The organism is Brasilonema angustatum, assembly GCF_059505445.1.
Genome location: NZ_JCACKO010000012.1, coordinates 26,395 through 42,523 on the forward strand (window position 1 = coordinate 26,395; position 16,129 = coordinate 42,523).

The window sequence follows — 16,129 nt, forward strand, 5'->3', positions numbered from 1 at the left end:
CAATCATACCGTTTAAGGACATTAACTAGCAACTTACATTATTAGTGCGGTTATTAATTGAAAATCGAAAAAGGATCTAGATTGCTCACAGAATTATCGATAACCCCACCTTTAATTTCTGAAAGCAGTCTAACATAGTCATTTAAGGCAAGATCAGGTTTAATCAGGGGTAACTTCTGGACATAGTTATATAACGACATTGCTGGTTCGATAATTTCCTCAAATTCCTGCTGCTTCTCCACTGCTTGTTTCTTCTCCTTTGCTGCCATTTCTCGATAAGTTTCTTGGTTACTGATTTTGGAAATAACCCAATCTGCCATTCCTCCAAACCCTCGACTTTGTGTTTCGTAAGATTTGGCACGTTCTTCATGGGATTCAGCCGCTGCATAAGTCGTTGTTGCTTGAAATACAACAGCGGCGTGAAGAATAAATAGCAAAGGCATTGGCACATTATGTAATTGTGTGCCGCAGGCTATGGGAAGCAATGCACCCAATACAAACTCACTGGCATCGATAGCTGTAATCAAACCATTCAGACTTTGCAGCAAGTCCACCTGAAAATCTATCACTAAGTCAGTCTTGGTAAGGACAATGGCCAAAGACATTGGACGATCTAACTCTCGCAATGCTTGACTAGCAAGTGTTGTCATCCTACCGATTTGATTGCTGCGCGTGTCACCTTGGGCGAGAGCATTGCAATCGCAAAACAGCATGATGCCATCTGCTGTTTTCAAGTCTTGAAGCAAAGCTTTTGCTTGCTCACTTTCTTGAGTTTCCCGAATTGCTCCACCCCGGTAGTCAGCCCAAGCAAACTTCAAGATATTCTTTCCTTGGTAGCGCAAATAAAAATTATATTCTTGTCTTTGGTCTGTCAATGCCGGATATTTACCCTGCTGAATTTGCTCAGCCATTTCCATCCATCGTTTGTGGTCTTCTGGCTCAGCTGCCTTTAGTTTAAATCCTTCTATGCTTTGTTGCATACTCCCGTAGAGCGATGCCATATAAGTAGTTTTGCCGACTCCTGTGTGACCGAGCATGATGATTCGCATACTTATCTCCATTCCATAAAATCATCTTCTTCTGCGCTATCCTGCTCGGTTTTATCTCTGAAACCAAGCATTCTATTCTGGTTGGAGGATGAAACGCTTGAGTCACGATCATTTTGATGAAATCTAGGTCTGACAGAGGAATTATTTTTAACCAGAAGATTCACTGCAAAAGCAAGAAGCAGTAGAATCCAAGCAATGACCCCTCCGACAAAAGTATAGACCGCAACTTTAGCAGTTCCCAATTTTAGTATTTTAGCTACTAAAAATCCGCCAATCGCTCCAATTATTCCAGCACTCACTTGTAGCAATATGAAAACTATTTTATGCTTTCCACTACCAGAATTTTGTAGGTTCGGTGTGGGTTCACTTAATTTAGAAGCAGAGTCTGGCAAAGGAACAGGAGTTCTTTCCTGTATCCTAATTATCTTTTCCTTTGCTGTGACATCAGCAGCTGTGGCGTTGAGGAAAACTCCATTAATAGCATTGTTCCGCAATGCCAGACCCAAACACAAGGAAACATTGTTACCTGCGCGAATCTGATCAGCTGCAGCAGTCCATAGATAATGCCTTTCTTCTTCCCGATCACACCATAGGTAAACTGCATCATCTTCTGCTACATTCAAGCTAAATTCTGTTCTATTTAAGTCAGCAGGAATTTCAACAATTGGGAGACAATCTTGGTAGTTTGTAGAAATAGCGACACTACTTCTGCTATCATATGACTTGACTCGCCAATTTGCGAATACGTATTGATGGTAGGGACGGCTAAATAAGCTTAAATTTTGACTAAAATAGTCAGGTATTTTAACTACGTCTTGACCTTCGAGTCTCGTGCAATACCCCACAAAGGTGTAAAGTGGACGCCCTCTTTGGTCTCGTGTTATATCTTCTTCATCGTTGGTATTGACTTGACTACCAAGGTCACGCGCCATGCAGGCTACCCCAACTACACAAAGCTTGTCATTGTTGAAAACTGCCCATCGCGGTTTGCCTGGTAAGTCTTCTGGAAGACGAGTCATCGTTTGGATATGAGCCATCATCCAATCCTGTTCTGCCCTACTAAAGTCATGAGGAAGAGCTAAGAGGCGAAAATCAACTTCATAAGTTCGACCATAGACAATCGCTGCCCAACGAGACATTTGTTTATCTCCTTATTTTATTTTCCATCTAGTCCTGTTACTCGTTAAATGAAAGATACGTCTGCAATGCTTCCACAGGTTCAATCAGAGGTTCTAATTCATTGTACTTTGCGATCGCTTTTTCTAGACTCTCCTGAGACATTTCCCTGTAAGTTGTATTGCCTTGGAAAATATCCCATAATTCCTGTACAAAACCACCAAAACCATAAGTTTGTTTTTCATAATATTCTGCCATCTGCTGATGTTCATTAATTTCTTTTGCAAGATAATTTGCTTGAAGATAGACTCCAATATAGAGTACAAATAGTAGAGGTATTTGAACATTCATCGGTTCTGGACCGCAGGTGATCGGAATCATCATACTTGTGATATGCTCACTGACCTTTATAGCTTTCGCTAATCCCTCAAAGGGTTTGAGATCATCCTCACTTAGTTCATCGACTAAATCTGCTTTAGTTAGAACAATCGCCAGTCCAATCGGACGCTCTATATTTCTCAACGCATTTGTAATCAGTGCAGCCATCCTACCAATTTGATTTCGGCGTGCATCTTTTTGTACAAGAGCCTGACAATCACAAAAAATCAAAACACCATCTGCCTGCTGTAAATCTTTTTGTAACAATCTAGCCTGTTCGCTATCTTGAGTTTCTCGGATAGCTCCCCCCCGATAGTCAGCCCATGTAAAGGGGAAAATATCTTTACCTTGATACTGTAAGTAAAATTGATACTCATGCCTTTGGTCTGTAGGGGCAGGATACTTATTCTGTTTAATCTTTTTAAAAAGTTTTATTAGCCTATTGTGATCATTGAGATGAGTTGCCCGCAAACTGAATCCTTCAATGCCTTTTTGTAAAGTGCCGTACATAGATGCCATGAACGTTGTTTTGCCAACCCCTTCATGACCAATCTCCACAATTCTCATATTTTTAGGCTGTAAGTTTGCTTTTAAGTAAGTAGGCATGATTAAACAAAACTATATTAATTTATGTAAAGCGCCATCAATGCTTTAAAAATAGGCTTTTAAACAATTTACATTTCTTAATATAGTTGTGTTTTTTAGCGCCCATCTACTTAGTAAGTAGGTGTAAGTGAAATCAACTTATGCACTTAATAAGATGGAACGTCGATTGTAGATAGCTGAAACATTTCGCAGCCGCAGTGCTTTTGAGCCGCAGATACAGACAATGCTTCCTTTACGTACGCGCACGTTATGCCTAATCCGGTCTTTTTGTACAGTGTGTAAGTCCTAAAATTGAGTTAAGATAAGAATAAAAAATCTCCTGATTTCTTACTCACTATTATCATGGCAATATTCAAATACGATGGCTAGACCTTATTTATAAAGTAAATCTTAAATTTTTAAGGCGGGTTATGCCATCGCTAGTGCGTTAGCGACAGAGGAGCACACACAGAAAGCAGCTTAATGTTTACTTTTATAAATTAACTTTTATGTCCTCACATAAAGTTGGATTTGACTTTGGTACAGCTAACTCAGTAGTTTCGTACCTTGAGAACGGTAAGTTACATACCTTTGAGTACGAGTCTCAAAATAGACAAAAACACATCCCATCCTTGATTGTATATGATGGTGATGGCATAGTAATTGGTGATGCAGCTCGTAGTAAAATAATACAAAACTCGAATATAAAGGGCTATGGGCGCTTTCAGAAGCAACTACTTTTTCATGCCTTAGAGTATTTGAATCGTGATAGAGATCAGCGCCATCGTGCCAGTGTCACAGCAGATTTTTTACGTGAGTTATTGTTTTCCAAAGTAGTTAAGAGTTCTAGTTTTACTCAGCAAAAAGGTAATATTGAAAGCTTAGTTATATCTATACCAGAAAGTTATTACAGAGATATTGCCAGTCAAGAAAGAGTATGCTTAGACCATCTGATTGTGAATGAGCTGGGCATAGAAGAAAAGAATTTTCAATTCATTAGCGAGTCTATTGCTGCTACTGCATACTGGATTTGGGAAAAGCAACGCCAAAACCTAGAAACGCATGGCAACCTATTGATTTGCAACATGGGGAGTAATAGTTTTAATCTGAGTTTGTGTTCCATCAGTACAACAAACAAAGTTAAGGTTCTCTATTCAGACTCACAGGAAGATGCGGGTTTTGCCTTTGATCGTCGATGTGTGCAATTTGCATATACTCAAAAACATGGATATCCTTTAGCTAAGGAAAACCCTGAATTCATTCGTTTGCTGAAAGATTTTGGACTAAAAAAAATTGGCTTTCATCAAGAAAGTACTAGCAAACTGATTACATATTTGAAAATGCCAGAGGCAATGGCAGAATACAACCTCTATTGCTTTGGTGGTGGTTATGCAGTCAAATGCCGACACATCAGTGAAGCATTTGCACCTATCAGAAAAGGAATTCAGGAGATTATCCAACGTTTGCACATCTGGATGCAATCCCATCAACAATCGTTTGATTTTCTGTTTATAATAGGCGGTTTCTACCAATTTATCCTGACTCAAAATGCTATCCTGCAAGCTCTTGACATTCAAAAAAACGATCCACGTTTTGATCCTAGCTTCAACAATGCTTACAGTTCTTTTGCAATCTCTCACGGTGCGTGCATAATAGCTAACAGCTTAATTGACCCAGTTGAAAGATGTGCATATACACTTGGTATTGTCGGGGAAAGTTTGAATGCTAATGCTGAAAGAGAACAACAGTTGATTCCGATTATACGAAGTGGCACAAATTTAGATGACTTACTAAACCCCAAATTTATTGAGAAGCCTTTACTAACAGCATTTACAGGACATTTATCAACTATAACTGTATGGGTAGATGTCCACTTACAAAAATGTATTTTCAAGGAAATGAAGCTAAATGGTATCCAATTACCAAACTATTCTTGCGAAAATCACTGGCGAGTAGGAATGCGAGTCAGCCATTCAAATATATTGTATTTAGTGATTGAAGAGTGTAAAGATAAGCAAAGCTTAGAATACGAGTTGGGAATTCTTGCAGATATTATTGTACCACAATAAAAGTAAAGCTTTGTTTATTGTCAAATGAAGATACAAGCAATTAAGGAAGCTAAATTATGTCCAGCAATGAAAATTTTACTAGCTCTGCACAAAAAGCAGGCTTCGTGAGTCAGGGGGGTACGACAAATATTGGTAGTCAGACCTATTTTTTTGGGCAATCTGCTACAACTTCACAGCCTACGGATTTTCCCATTAACGTTCCCCTCAGTAACGCTACAAAGTTTATCGGTCGTGAGGATGAACTTAAATTTATTCATGAGCAACTCATGCAGTTTGATGTTCCAATTGCCCTCTATGGTAATGGTGGTGTTGGCAAAACAGAGCTAGTTATTCAATATGCATTAACATACAAAAGAAGCTATGAAGGTGGTATTTGCTGGCTCTTTGCTAGAGACACAGATATAGCAAAAAGTATTTTGTCCTTTGCTCATTCGTTTCTTGGTATAATCCCTCCACAAGACTTAAATATCCAAAATCAGTTGGAATTTTGTTGGTCACGTTGGCGTGAAGGAGAAGTTTTAATTGTTTGCGATGACGTAAACAATTTTGACAAAATCTGGGAATACTTACCTTCAAAATCCCGTTTTAAGGTATTGATTACAACACGCTTAACCTATGCTCCGCCTGGTACTGGTATTAAATGTTCAGAGATTCCTGTTTTGAATGAGCCTTTTGCTTTGGATCTGCTGAGATCAAGTCTTAGAGACGGCGATAACCGCATTAATGAAGAAATTGATTATGCACGGGAACTTTGTCAATGGCTCGATTATTTACCCCTAGGTTTGGAGTTGGTAGGTCGTTATTTAGCTCGGAAACAGGATTTATCTTTGTCAGCAATGCTTGAACGATTGAAAGAAGAAAAGCTTGCTCAAAAAGCTATTAGTCCTATTAGTACTGCTTTTGATCTGAGTTGGAACGACTTGAGCGATGATGCAAAGCATCTCAGTTATTTCCTGAGTTTATTTGCTCTTGCCCCTATTCCTTGGTTGATAGTTGAACATTTACAGTTCGATCAAAAACCTGACAATATAGAAGAACTGAGAGATGACTGGCTGCTCAAATTTAGTCTCCTGCAACGTCAAGAAACTGGCTTATATAAATTTCACCATCTTGTCCGTGAATTCATACAACACAAGCTTGATGAACTTGATAGTGCAAATGCTATAAAAGAAAGCTTCTACCATGAGATGGTGAATTTAGTAGCTCTACTGCTTAATGAAGAAGTTCCTGATGCAATAGAAACTACTCCAATTATCCTAATTGTGGCACACATTGAAGAAATAGCAAAAACCTTCTCTCATCTAATGGACTATGGGGAACTGTTCGTATCTTATAGGTGGCTGCTGGGTATTTATATTTATTTAGGAATTTATATTCAAGCCGTAGGATGGGGTGAAAAATATAAATTAGAAATAGAATCTCGTTTTAGCAAAGAAGACGAGCGCTATTTTGTTATTCAATATCTACTAACTCAGGTATATTCACGACAGGGAAACTTCAACAAAGCGGAAAAATACCTGATAGAACTACTGCAACACATAAAAAATGCCTTTAACGAAGAAGATACCAAAGCTGTTTTTAAAGCTCTAGTATTGAGTGATTTAGGAAGGCTATTAGCTACTCAAGGTCATTTTGAAAGCGCAGAGAATAATTGCAGAGAAGCCTTGATAATTATGGAGGGAATAGTTGCTAAACAAGACCGTAACCTCACTCCCAATTTGAAACTCGATCTGATTCCAAGTTTAAGTGCTTTAGCTGATGTCTGTCGAATTCGAGGACAATATAAGGAGGCTGAGAAACTTTATCAAAGACTATTTGAATTAGGAGATGTTGAATCTGATGAATCTGAAGAAATTGAAGAATACTTACAGAAAAATCCTGTGATTATTGTTGATGTTTTTATCAAGTTTTCTACTCTTTATCTGGAAGAAGGTTTAACTGATGCTGCTGAAACTTTTTGTGAAAATGCTAAAAACATTGTAGAGAATGTTTTTGGAAATGACCATCCCATATATGCCATATGTTTGAGTAATTTAGCAGAAGTATATCTTATTCAAGGGCGACATCAAAAAGCCGAAGAATTTTGCCTAAAAGCTATTGATATTAACAAATCTAAAGATAATACTGGACATCCTACTCATGCTATCAACCTCATGAATCTTGGTTCAATTTACACTGCACAAGATCGTCATGAAGATGCAGAAATATTTTATAGAGAAGCATTAGAAATCCAAGAACGGATTTATGGACAAGAACATACAGATGTTGCAGAATCTTTATTGCGTTTGGCGGTAAATTATCTGGAACAAGGATTTACTGATAAAGCCAAGTCAAACCTGACGAAAGCACAAAAAATGTACAAATCTGTACTTGGTATAAATCACCCGAGGTATGGTGAATTGCTGTGTGTCCTTGCCAATGTTAGTTATTTTCAAAAAAATTACAAAAACACTGAGAATCTATACAGAGAAGCTATTAATGTGTTTACACAAACCCTAGGAGATAACCATCCCAAATTAGGTGAAAAATTGTCTGTTTTCGCTGGTTTTTTAGTTAGCCAAAATCGTCAAGCAGATGCAGAACCTTTATATCAAAGGTCATTAGCAGTGGCAAAGCAGGTATTTGGGGAAGATAACCCAAATGTTTGTGAATATATGCTGCAGATTGCAGAGTTAAACCGTTCTCTTGGTCGCGAAGATGAGGCGGAAAACATGTATGCTCAGGCAATTGGTATATATGATCAAGACAAGTCAATTAATCCTGATTTTTCAGAGGGATTGATGAGACTGATAGAGGTTTATGAGTTTCAACGTCGTGATGATGAGGTAGTTGCTTTATACAAAAGGTTATTGGAAGTAAGCCGACGACTACTTGGTAAAGAACATCCAAATATCGTTAATATTCTGAATAAATTAGCAAAATATCTAACAGAACAAAAGTTTTATCAAGAAGCTGCTGGGTTCTATGAAGAAGCATTAAATATTAGAAAGATTATTTTTAACGAAAAACACCCCAGCATTGCTAATAATATGGTTAATCTTGCTTATGTTTATCAATCACTAGCAAGGTTTAACGAAGCAGAAGAATTATATCGTCAGGCTCTAGAAATTAATACTAGTGCATATGGTGAATCACATCAAAAAGTTGTTGTGATTCAGAAAGCTTTAGTTCAATTAGATAATCATACAAAACTTAGTAAATCTAATAAAAAAGAACTTAATTCTCAAAATTATGAATCTAGTATGTACAGTGCTAGTAAATCAGAAGTATTACCAAGAGAACAGCCAGCTAATAATGAAACAGCAGTTCAGAGTCAAGAAATTAAAGAACAATCCACCGATGTAGAAAGCAAACTCTCAGAGAGGGAAAATTTACAACAGCAAAAAGCTAAACTGGAAAATGATCTGAAAAATTTGACACAGCAAAATAATCAACTTGAAGATAATCTGAAAAAATTGCAAGAGCAACAAAAGCTGTTTGAGGCGCAGATTGAGAATTATCAGCAAAAAAATTTGGTAGATCAATCAACTATAAAGACTGTTGCACAAGAATTAATTAGATTAACTCGGGAAGAAGATGCAAAACTATCTGAACCTTTAGCAGTTGTTCTTAATGATTTAGCACAGCAAAGACAAAATTATCAGCAAAAATGGGATAAACTACAAACAGTAATTCAACAATTCAACAAATACGCAGAAGAAACAGATGAAATTAGTTTTCATCTCAATGTTCACTATCAAGCTGATTGTGTTCTGACTCAAAATCTTCTACCCCTTAACAGGAATAAAGTAGATAGAATTATACAAACAGTTCGTCAATTATTAGCTGAACTGGACAAAGAACTCTCTGATGCTCGGATTCAACACGAGACAGCGCAGAAAAAATCTATTGTTACCTTTTAAATATGTCTCTCCTAAATATTGCAGAAATTTGTCCTGCTACACACACTCTCGGTCCTGGACAACGTTTTGCGATCTGGGTTCAAGGTTGCTGTTTTCGTTGCCAAAACTGCATTTCTCCAGATTGGATACCCATGATGAAAGCAACTTTAATCGAGCCGAAACTTTTAGCAGATATGGTGCTTTCTACCCCCGATACAGAGGGTATAACAGTTTCAGGAGGTGAACCAATGCTTCAAGCAAAGGCTCTCTTTGAGCTATTCACTCTCCTAAAACAAGAACGAGATATATCCATCATTTGTTTTACGGGTTTTACCTTAGAGCAACTTCGGTCAAAATGCGATTCCAATATCAATAAAGTTCTAAATATCATCGATGTCCTTATTGATGGGCAATATATACAAAAGCTTAACGACAACAAGGGTTGGCGTGGCTCCTCCAACCAAGTAATTCATTTTCTGTCTTCTAGATATTTGCCGCAAGCCAATTTATTTCTTGAGCGTGAACGTAATGTAGAGATTCATTTACGCAATGACGCGGCTTTAATGGTTGGTATACCCCCGCATAATTTTCAAAGAGCCTTCGAGCAAACAATTGAAAATCTAAGTGGTCATCATGAACTGCGTACACCAGAGTGAATGAAAGCGTGATGTTCTTCACACCACAGTACTCGAATATCATGCCAGCCAGCAATTCAAGGTGGTCGATGTCGTATACTTATATAGTCGTCTTTTTCTCTTCTAAATCATAGATAATAGTGTGGCACTTATTGAGGTGTCTCATGGGTAGTGTAAATTTGCGCTAGCGAGAAATCTTTGAGATGCACTACACTCAGTTTCCATTCTTGGGAACAATGCTTACTTTACATGACTTTAAGGCTTAACTGAACTGTATTGTTCTATACCCCCGTTTGGGGAATCATTGCTATCAATGGTGATATCAATTTATGTCGGTTTGCAGCCCTTATGAAAATTAACGTCTCCACAATAAATGCTTTTATCTGGGTGCTTAATCGGTTTGGACTACCTGACCGACTGTCGCTTCTGGAACCTTCTGGCTCCTCATTTGATGGGGTGGAAGAGTCCATCAGAAGCAAACCGCCACCCTACTGAACCTGGGTCGCGGGATCTACACCAGCTTTCAAAATCTTTTGGGCTATTAGAATTTCGCTCTTGCTCCAAAGTAGTCACATTAACTCCCAATCTTTTCGCCAGATTTTCCTGCGTATAGGCTTGAAGTTCTAGCTGTGGCGGGTGATATTGGTAAGATTGTTTTCTATAGTTTGTATATGATCGCTGTCCAAGTAAGGAGATTGCCCTTTCTATTTGTGCTAACCTTTGGGCGATTGCTTCGTATTGTTGCTCCAATAGTAAAAGTCGCTGTTTTAAGCCATCTTCTACACCCTCTTCTACACTATCTTCTACACTATCTTCTATACGAGCGACTCTTGTAAATTGGGTTTCAAGTTGGTGTAGACGAGTTTCTACGCTGTTTACTGTACCAGGAACTTGCCCCAGGACGTGATGCAAGCCGAGTATTACTAAATCGGTGGCGGTGGTGTTGCGTTCTCGTGCGGCGGCGCGGAGTGCTTTAGTCAGGGTTTTAGGCAGTTTGAAATTAATTGATTCGCGTTCTGGGTTGGTCATATCTACACCGCGTATATACCAAGCGTATAGATAGTTTACCGTATGGTGCTACCGTCGTGTTGTCGGTTCACGCGGTGTCGGTTCGCGGACAAAGTGAAAATTGTCGCAGACTAGATGATGGGGAAAGAGCTTTAACCACTACTTGACAGAGTGTCAACTAAACCGACAGATAAAGAGCCGTACTGCTATCAGGACGTACGCTCAAGTACCTACTTGTAGTGGAGACATTATCATGTCCCAATGTTTGTTGCAGTAATTTGATATCAGCACCCGCCTCTAAGCTATGAGAAGCATGAGCGTGTCTTAACCAGTGTGGACTGACCTTTTTCTTGATTCCAGCCCTTTGTGTTGCAGCTTCAACTATCCGATAAACCTGAGTTCTATCTAGATGACCACCTGCCTTGACCTTTCCCTTTCCTCCACCGCGACTTGCAAAAACTGGGGAATTTTCATCAGCATCACCGACAAATTCCATTAATTCTACCCATACATCCTTTGGTAGCAATATCGACCGAGTTTTATCACCTTTCCCTAGTACAGTTACCTGTCCGGTGTCTCCTCGTGCTGTTAAATTCTTACTCGCCAGTCCAGTCAATTCCGATACCCGCAAACCAGCAATATACAACAGTTTTAAAATCAGTAAATCCCGTTGCTTCTCTTTTTTATATCGGTATTTGCTTTCCTCGGTAGCCCAGAGGATTTTTTGAACTTCTTTTGGAGTTAAAATCCGCTCATTTAGCCTATCAGCCGTCTTTTTCAGCTTCATAGCACTGCCCACATTGAATGGTATAAATCCCACTGTATGAGCGAAACTGATGAGTGACTTAATCGCATAAAAACAAGTTTTCTGGGTATTTGGTGCTAGTCCCAGGTTTGCCAAGTGGGCAGAGTAATCATACATATCCTCCAACGTTACCTCTCGCAATGGCTTAGCTAAAAAAGCTAGAAAGTTGGTGCAATACCATTGATAAGCCGCGACTGTCTTTGGAGATTTCCCATGTAGCCACATTTCAACCAGTTTCATCTGAGCATCAGCAGGGGCAAGTTTAGCAAGCTGGCGACGTTCTTTGGTGTGGACTAAGGCGAGAGGAGTCATGGGTATTTATTCTCTTTGATAGAATTGAGTACAACAAAAGTAGTGTTTAGTTGTACTCAATTTAGCATAACGTTGAACCCATGAACTGCAAAATGCTAGTTATTTAGAATATGGCAGTTGCTAATATGTCTAACCCAGAACCTCTCTTACCGTAGCCTCAGAGACTTGAGTGACAGCGCGTTCATTAATTAGCTGTTTCTGACCACATGCATTAAGCACCGTGTAGAGGTGGTGTGTTTTGTTGTGGTTCAGTACTAAATAGACATTGTTCATTCCATCAGCTACATACTTTTTAGCGGGGATTGATGGAGGAACAAACTGCATCATGTTGATGCTGGTTGCGTGTTGCAGGACTGTCATCCAGCCTGCTTTGGAGTTAAGGCGCAGGTTTCCTAATCCTTGAGCAACTGCCCAGGCTTTAACACTCTTGGCTGTTTTGGTGGCGAGCGCCGATCCTAACACCGCATAAACCTGATTTTTGAGTTCTGTAATCGTTCTTCCTGTGGTAGTCATCTGTTTGTCTCCTTTGTTTTTCTCTATAGCTCTATAGTACAATTAATCTTCTAAATATGGGTTTAAATTGTGGCAGTTGTTGAGGTGTCTATTGGGTAGTACAAATTTGTACTACCCATGACGGGGAGCGCTCCCCGTCTTCCTCTAAGCTTTTCTTGCTTTCAATGCTTGGATGCGTTAGCCTTTGGCGGCTCCCTTTGGAGCATCGCTCATTCTCAATGAGCGTTGATGTCTTGCGTGTCTTACTTCTCCGTAGAATTCTAGGTCAGTGACGATTCTTTGGGTTTTAATTTCTGGCTTGCAAACACCTGTGCAAATATCTCTGAGTATTTGTACTAATTCTTCTTGGGTGTAATCGTCTTCACAGAATTTGTAGGGGTTGTAGGTGTAAATGTAAGTTGCGGTTGCGGTGCTCATCTCTTTGTCTCCTTTGTTTTTCTCTATATCTCTATAGTAGAGTTTTAGTTTTTAAACATGGGGATAAAAGATGACAGTTATTGAGGTGTCTATAGGGTAGTGCAAATTTGCACTACCCTTGATAACTAAGCCGCCTCTTTCTTGATGTTCCGATGTTGGAGGACGTAGGCTCCAAGCCTAGCCTTCATCTCTTTCACGATCCCATCAGTCGATAGCCCATACGCTTGCAGGTACTTGATCAGGTCAGGTTTCTTAAGATTGGGAATCGCTGAGACAGTAGGTAACTCTAAGACGACAGATCTTTCAACCTTCCTTTGCTCAGAGACGGGTACGGCTTCTTGCTCAACAACAGCTGTGACGGTTAACACGGGTTCAGGATCTTGCTCTTCTTTAGACTCAGTGTCTAGACCATCAGGAGAAGTAGGAGGTGTGGGATCATCTTCGGGATCAGTTGGGTCTTCATCTTCAGCGATGCTCCCTTGGGAGCCGCCAGAGGCTAACGCAGCTGTCAGTAGAAGCGGATCTGAAGCGTTTTCATCAACAATTGCAACCAAGGCGTTCTTGAATTCCTCAACACCCTCAACGCCATAGGCAGCAAGGACAGCGCGAAAAGCCTTTGAAGCTGTTTCTAACGCAGACTCAGCAGCACCCTTGGCGGTCAATTCTAACTGCTGCTGTTGCTGAAGCGCTGTTAACTGCTGCCGTGCCTCTTCTAACTGGCGTTGTAACTCTTGAATCAGGAACTCAGTTGCTTGGATGTTTGCAGATGTATTGTTGGTGAATGAAGCGAAAAGCATTGTTGATTCTCCGTTGTTTATTTTTAGTGGTGGAAGTTTGGGCGGTGGTCGTTTCTCTCTCGCCCCCATATTTAAAAGGCATACCCATGTTTATCATCGTTGGGGTTATAGTGTGGCAGTTTGTCTATTGTCCACTCTATATCAGTATATTTGTACTATTTAGGAAACCAAAGCCACTCAAGGCGATGGAGTGCAGGCTCCTGGAGCATCGCTCTTGGAACTAATAACGCACACTCCGTGCATAACTAGGGAAATTAGCAGCTAACAATTGAGTGTAGAACTTTGGAGCTACACAAAGACCGAGTGCCGCGCCTGCGATCGCGCTTTGGTCTTCCGGTAAGTAATACCAATCCTCAAAACCTGCAATCAGCTTTGCTTGGCTCATAGGCAAATAGAATGCTTGCCCGTCTTTCCAGACGTTTAAACACATCTTTCTACCTCCTGGCATCTGTCCTTTTGTCTTTCCATCGTTCCACATGGATTTGGTCAGAGTCCAGAAAGGCTCAGACTCTTGCCTAATATGAAAAGTGCGCTTACTACCTGCCTGCTTCCGATTACTGCCTATGGTGTAACGCTCAATGGCGATCGCCTTGACACTGTTGTACTGCAAATAGTCATCCAATGCAGCCTGCTGATTCTCCGTTAGCTCGCAAGGAATCAACTGATCCCAGTCGATGACATCACCCCAACCTTTGCGCGATCGCTTAGGAGGAAACAGCATTGCTCTATCAAGACTTCCTAGTAAGAATAAGCGTTTACGGTTTTGGGCGACTCCATAATCCACCATATCAACATTCTTGTAATGAAACTTATACCCGCAGTCTGTAAGACTATTCAGAATCATTTTAAAGGCGGCTGATTTGTCATAAGCACAGACGTTTTCTAAGGTGAAATACCTCGGTTTAAGCAGGCGTAACGCTTCGCAAACAGCCCAGGCGCTAGAGATGTCGCTATACTCTTCCTCTCTTTCTGTTTTGGCGGTGCTGAAGTTACTGCACACTGGGGAGGCATGAAGTAGAAAGAGATTGCGCGGGAATCTAGGGAATTCAGCAACAGCGCACTCTTGGACGGTTCTAAGCATCATCTCTGAACCATAAGTACAAAAGTTGATTTTGTGTAGCTTAAAAAACTCTTGGCTTAACCCTGGCTCCTTGGGGTTCATTTCAACCCCAAGAACAGGTCTAAAACCTGCACTGGCAGCGCCAGAATCAGCACCGCCTGCACCTGTAAACAAACTAACAAAAATAGGAGCATGAGGGGGCAAGATAGGACGCTGGGAAGGGTAGTGCATATTTGGACAACCTATAAAATAACAATTAACTAGCTAGCTAGAAGTTCTGATCAAAGAAGGTGACATCCCTCCGGTTTTCCTTAAACAGGCACTTTTACCCCACAGACTTCCTCATACCAGGAAATAGCGCCCTCAAAGCGAGCGCGCCCAGAAGCCTCATAAAAGTTAAGCCTACCCAAAAAGCTATTAACAACTTCTTGGACACCACACTGAGCAAAGTTGTCTGGGTAACGGTTTCTGTAAGCATCCACTGCAATATCTTTTATCAACTCATCAAAGTTGTCTGGTGACAGCATTCCCGGTTCTTGTACACCCCATTTACCACACTGGGCAATGATCCATGAAGCTTGATGTTTTGTAATTGCTCGTATTCTTTTACACAGTGTATTGTGTTTGGGATAGAGGGATTGAGACGTAGCTTGGGACTTTGTTTCTTGGATGACTATAGGCTTTTGCTCGTAGTCATTGTACTGAGTATTGTACTTCTGCGCGTTCTCAGGGATGAGCAAAGCTACTATCTTGGCATAGTCGCTGTGCTCATCATCGTTTGGGACATAAGTAATATCTTTTCTTGAGGTGTAGCCATACTTAGCAATTAGATTCTTGATCCCCGTTTCTGTAAAGCCTGCCTTATGAGCAATTGTGTTGAGTCTTGTGACTTGCTTGTCCGTTATTTTTGTCCCAGAGGGTTTCCCATTCGACTCTAGATCTCCACTCAAGGCTTCCAATAAGTTGGTTTTTTCAACGAGTCTAGAGTTCTTTAAGTCAATCTCTATCCTTGGTTCAGTATCTTCCTTCCATTGATTGTCATGGTAGAACTTATAGGCGCGGTTATCCCCTTTTTTGGACATGTACTGGACAAACTTTTTGCGAGCGCTCGTCTGTTCGTCCAGATAAGCACCTATCCCAAATTGCTCAGCCGCATCCTTAAAAGCAGCGCGAAAAGCATTGACAACCGGAGAACCTATAATTTTTCTTTTCCCCTCATCATTCAACTCTGGAAATGTCAAATTATCCGCTACCCCAGTCTTGGTGACTCCACAGATAGTCAGTTCCAAGTACACCACAGTGTAGTCCCCACTGATAACCGTATCCCTGACTCTACTCTCCCAATATCCCGCACAAACATCATTGAGCCGTTGTGTAATCAATTGATGAGGGATATAAAACCATTTCGTGGTAGTTCCTGGCAACTTTCTCTCTTTGTGTGCTTCTGCTGGGAACCATCCGGTTAACTCATCTAATATTTCTTCTAGTTTCATGAGCTTTTGCC

General features: G+C 40.3%; 13 protein-coding genes. 3 read left to right on the forward strand and 10 right to left on the reverse strand.

Annotated features, from left to right (window positions below):
* Positions 1-53: 53 nt before the first annotated feature.
* Genes AC5JM2_RS02950 through AC5JM2_RS02960 form a run of 3 tightly spaced genes read right to left on the reverse strand, consistent with a single transcriptional unit; the run spans position 54 to position 3,149 of the window.
* Complete coding sequence (locus AC5JM2_RS02950; protein WP_495833422.1) at positions 54-1,049, reverse strand: TRAFAC clade GTPase domain-containing protein; 996 nt, start codon at positions 1,047-1,049, stop codon at positions 54-56.
* Positions 1,050-1,051: 2 nt separating this feature from the next.
* On the reverse strand, positions 1,052-2,188 hold the full coding sequence (locus AC5JM2_RS02955) for a hypothetical protein (protein ID WP_495833423.1): 1,137 nt from the start codon (positions 2,186-2,188) through the stop codon (positions 1,052-1,054).
* Positions 2,189-2,225: 37 nt separating this feature from the next.
* A complete protein-coding gene (locus tag AC5JM2_RS02960; RefSeq protein ID WP_495833424.1) occupies positions 2,226-3,149 on the reverse strand; it encodes a TRAFAC clade GTPase domain-containing protein in 924 nt (307 codons plus the stop codon).
* Between the two features lie 488 nt (positions 3,150-3,637).
* Between AC5JM2_RS02960 and AC5JM2_RS02965 the strand changes: the two genes are divergently transcribed.
* Genes AC5JM2_RS02965 through AC5JM2_RS02975 form a run of 3 tightly spaced genes read left to right on the forward strand, consistent with a single transcriptional unit; the run spans position 3,638 to position 9,734 of the window.
* The gene (locus AC5JM2_RS02965) at positions 3,638-5,197 is read left to right on the forward strand and encodes an Hsp70 family protein (protein ID WP_495833425.1); all 1,560 of its coding nucleotides are present in this window, start codon (positions 3,638-3,640) and stop codon (positions 5,195-5,197) included.
* Between the two features lie 56 nt (positions 5,198-5,253).
* On the forward strand, positions 5,254-9,099 hold the full coding sequence (locus AC5JM2_RS02970) for a tetratricopeptide repeat protein (RefSeq protein WP_495833426.1): 3,846 nt from the start codon (positions 5,254-5,256) through the stop codon (positions 9,097-9,099).
* A 2-nt stretch (positions 9,100-9,101) separates the two neighbouring features.
* Positions 9,102-9,734 (forward strand): 4Fe-4S single cluster domain-containing protein, encoded by a 633-nt coding sequence (locus tag AC5JM2_RS02975; protein ID WP_495833427.1) that lies wholly within the window; start codon positions 9,102-9,104, stop codon positions 9,732-9,734.
* A 423-nt stretch (positions 9,735-10,157) separates the two neighbouring features.
* Here AC5JM2_RS02975 and AC5JM2_RS02980 read toward each other — a convergent pair whose 3' ends face one another.
* From AC5JM2_RS02980 to AC5JM2_RS03010, 7 genes are all read right to left on the reverse strand, one after another.
* Positions 10,158-10,742, reverse strand: a complete 585-nt coding sequence (locus tag AC5JM2_RS02980; protein ID WP_495833428.1) for a hypothetical protein — start codon at positions 10,740-10,742, stop codon at positions 10,158-10,160.
* 157 nt (positions 10,743-10,899) lie between these two features.
* Entirely contained in the window at positions 10,900-11,838 is a 939-nt protein-coding gene (locus AC5JM2_RS02985) for a tyrosine-type recombinase/integrase (protein ID WP_495833429.1), read from the reverse strand.
* Between the two features lie 129 nt (positions 11,839-11,967).
* Positions 11,968-12,351: a hypothetical protein gene (locus AC5JM2_RS02990; protein WP_495833430.1), complete on the reverse strand. Its 384-nt coding sequence runs from the start codon at positions 12,349-12,351 to the stop codon at positions 11,968-11,970.
* Positions 12,352-12,528: 177 nt separating this feature from the next.
* Positions 12,529-12,768, reverse strand: a complete 240-nt coding sequence (locus tag AC5JM2_RS02995) for a hypothetical protein (RefSeq protein WP_495833431.1) — start codon at positions 12,766-12,768, stop codon at positions 12,529-12,531.
* A 125-nt stretch (positions 12,769-12,893) separates the two neighbouring features.
* Positions 12,894-13,565, reverse strand: coding sequence for a hypothetical protein (locus AC5JM2_RS03000; RefSeq protein WP_495833432.1), 672 nt, complete (start codon positions 13,563-13,565; stop codon positions 12,894-12,896).
* A 220-nt stretch (positions 13,566-13,785) separates the two neighbouring features.
* Positions 13,786-14,856, reverse strand: coding sequence for a DNA cytosine methyltransferase (locus AC5JM2_RS03005; protein WP_495833433.1), 1,071 nt, complete (start codon positions 14,854-14,856; stop codon positions 13,786-13,788).
* An 80-nt stretch (positions 14,857-14,936) separates the two neighbouring features.
* Positions 14,937-16,118: a hypothetical protein gene (locus AC5JM2_RS03010; protein WP_495833434.1), complete on the reverse strand. Its 1,182-nt coding sequence runs from the start codon at positions 16,116-16,118 to the stop codon at positions 14,937-14,939.
* Positions 16,119-16,129: the final 11 nt, after the last annotated feature.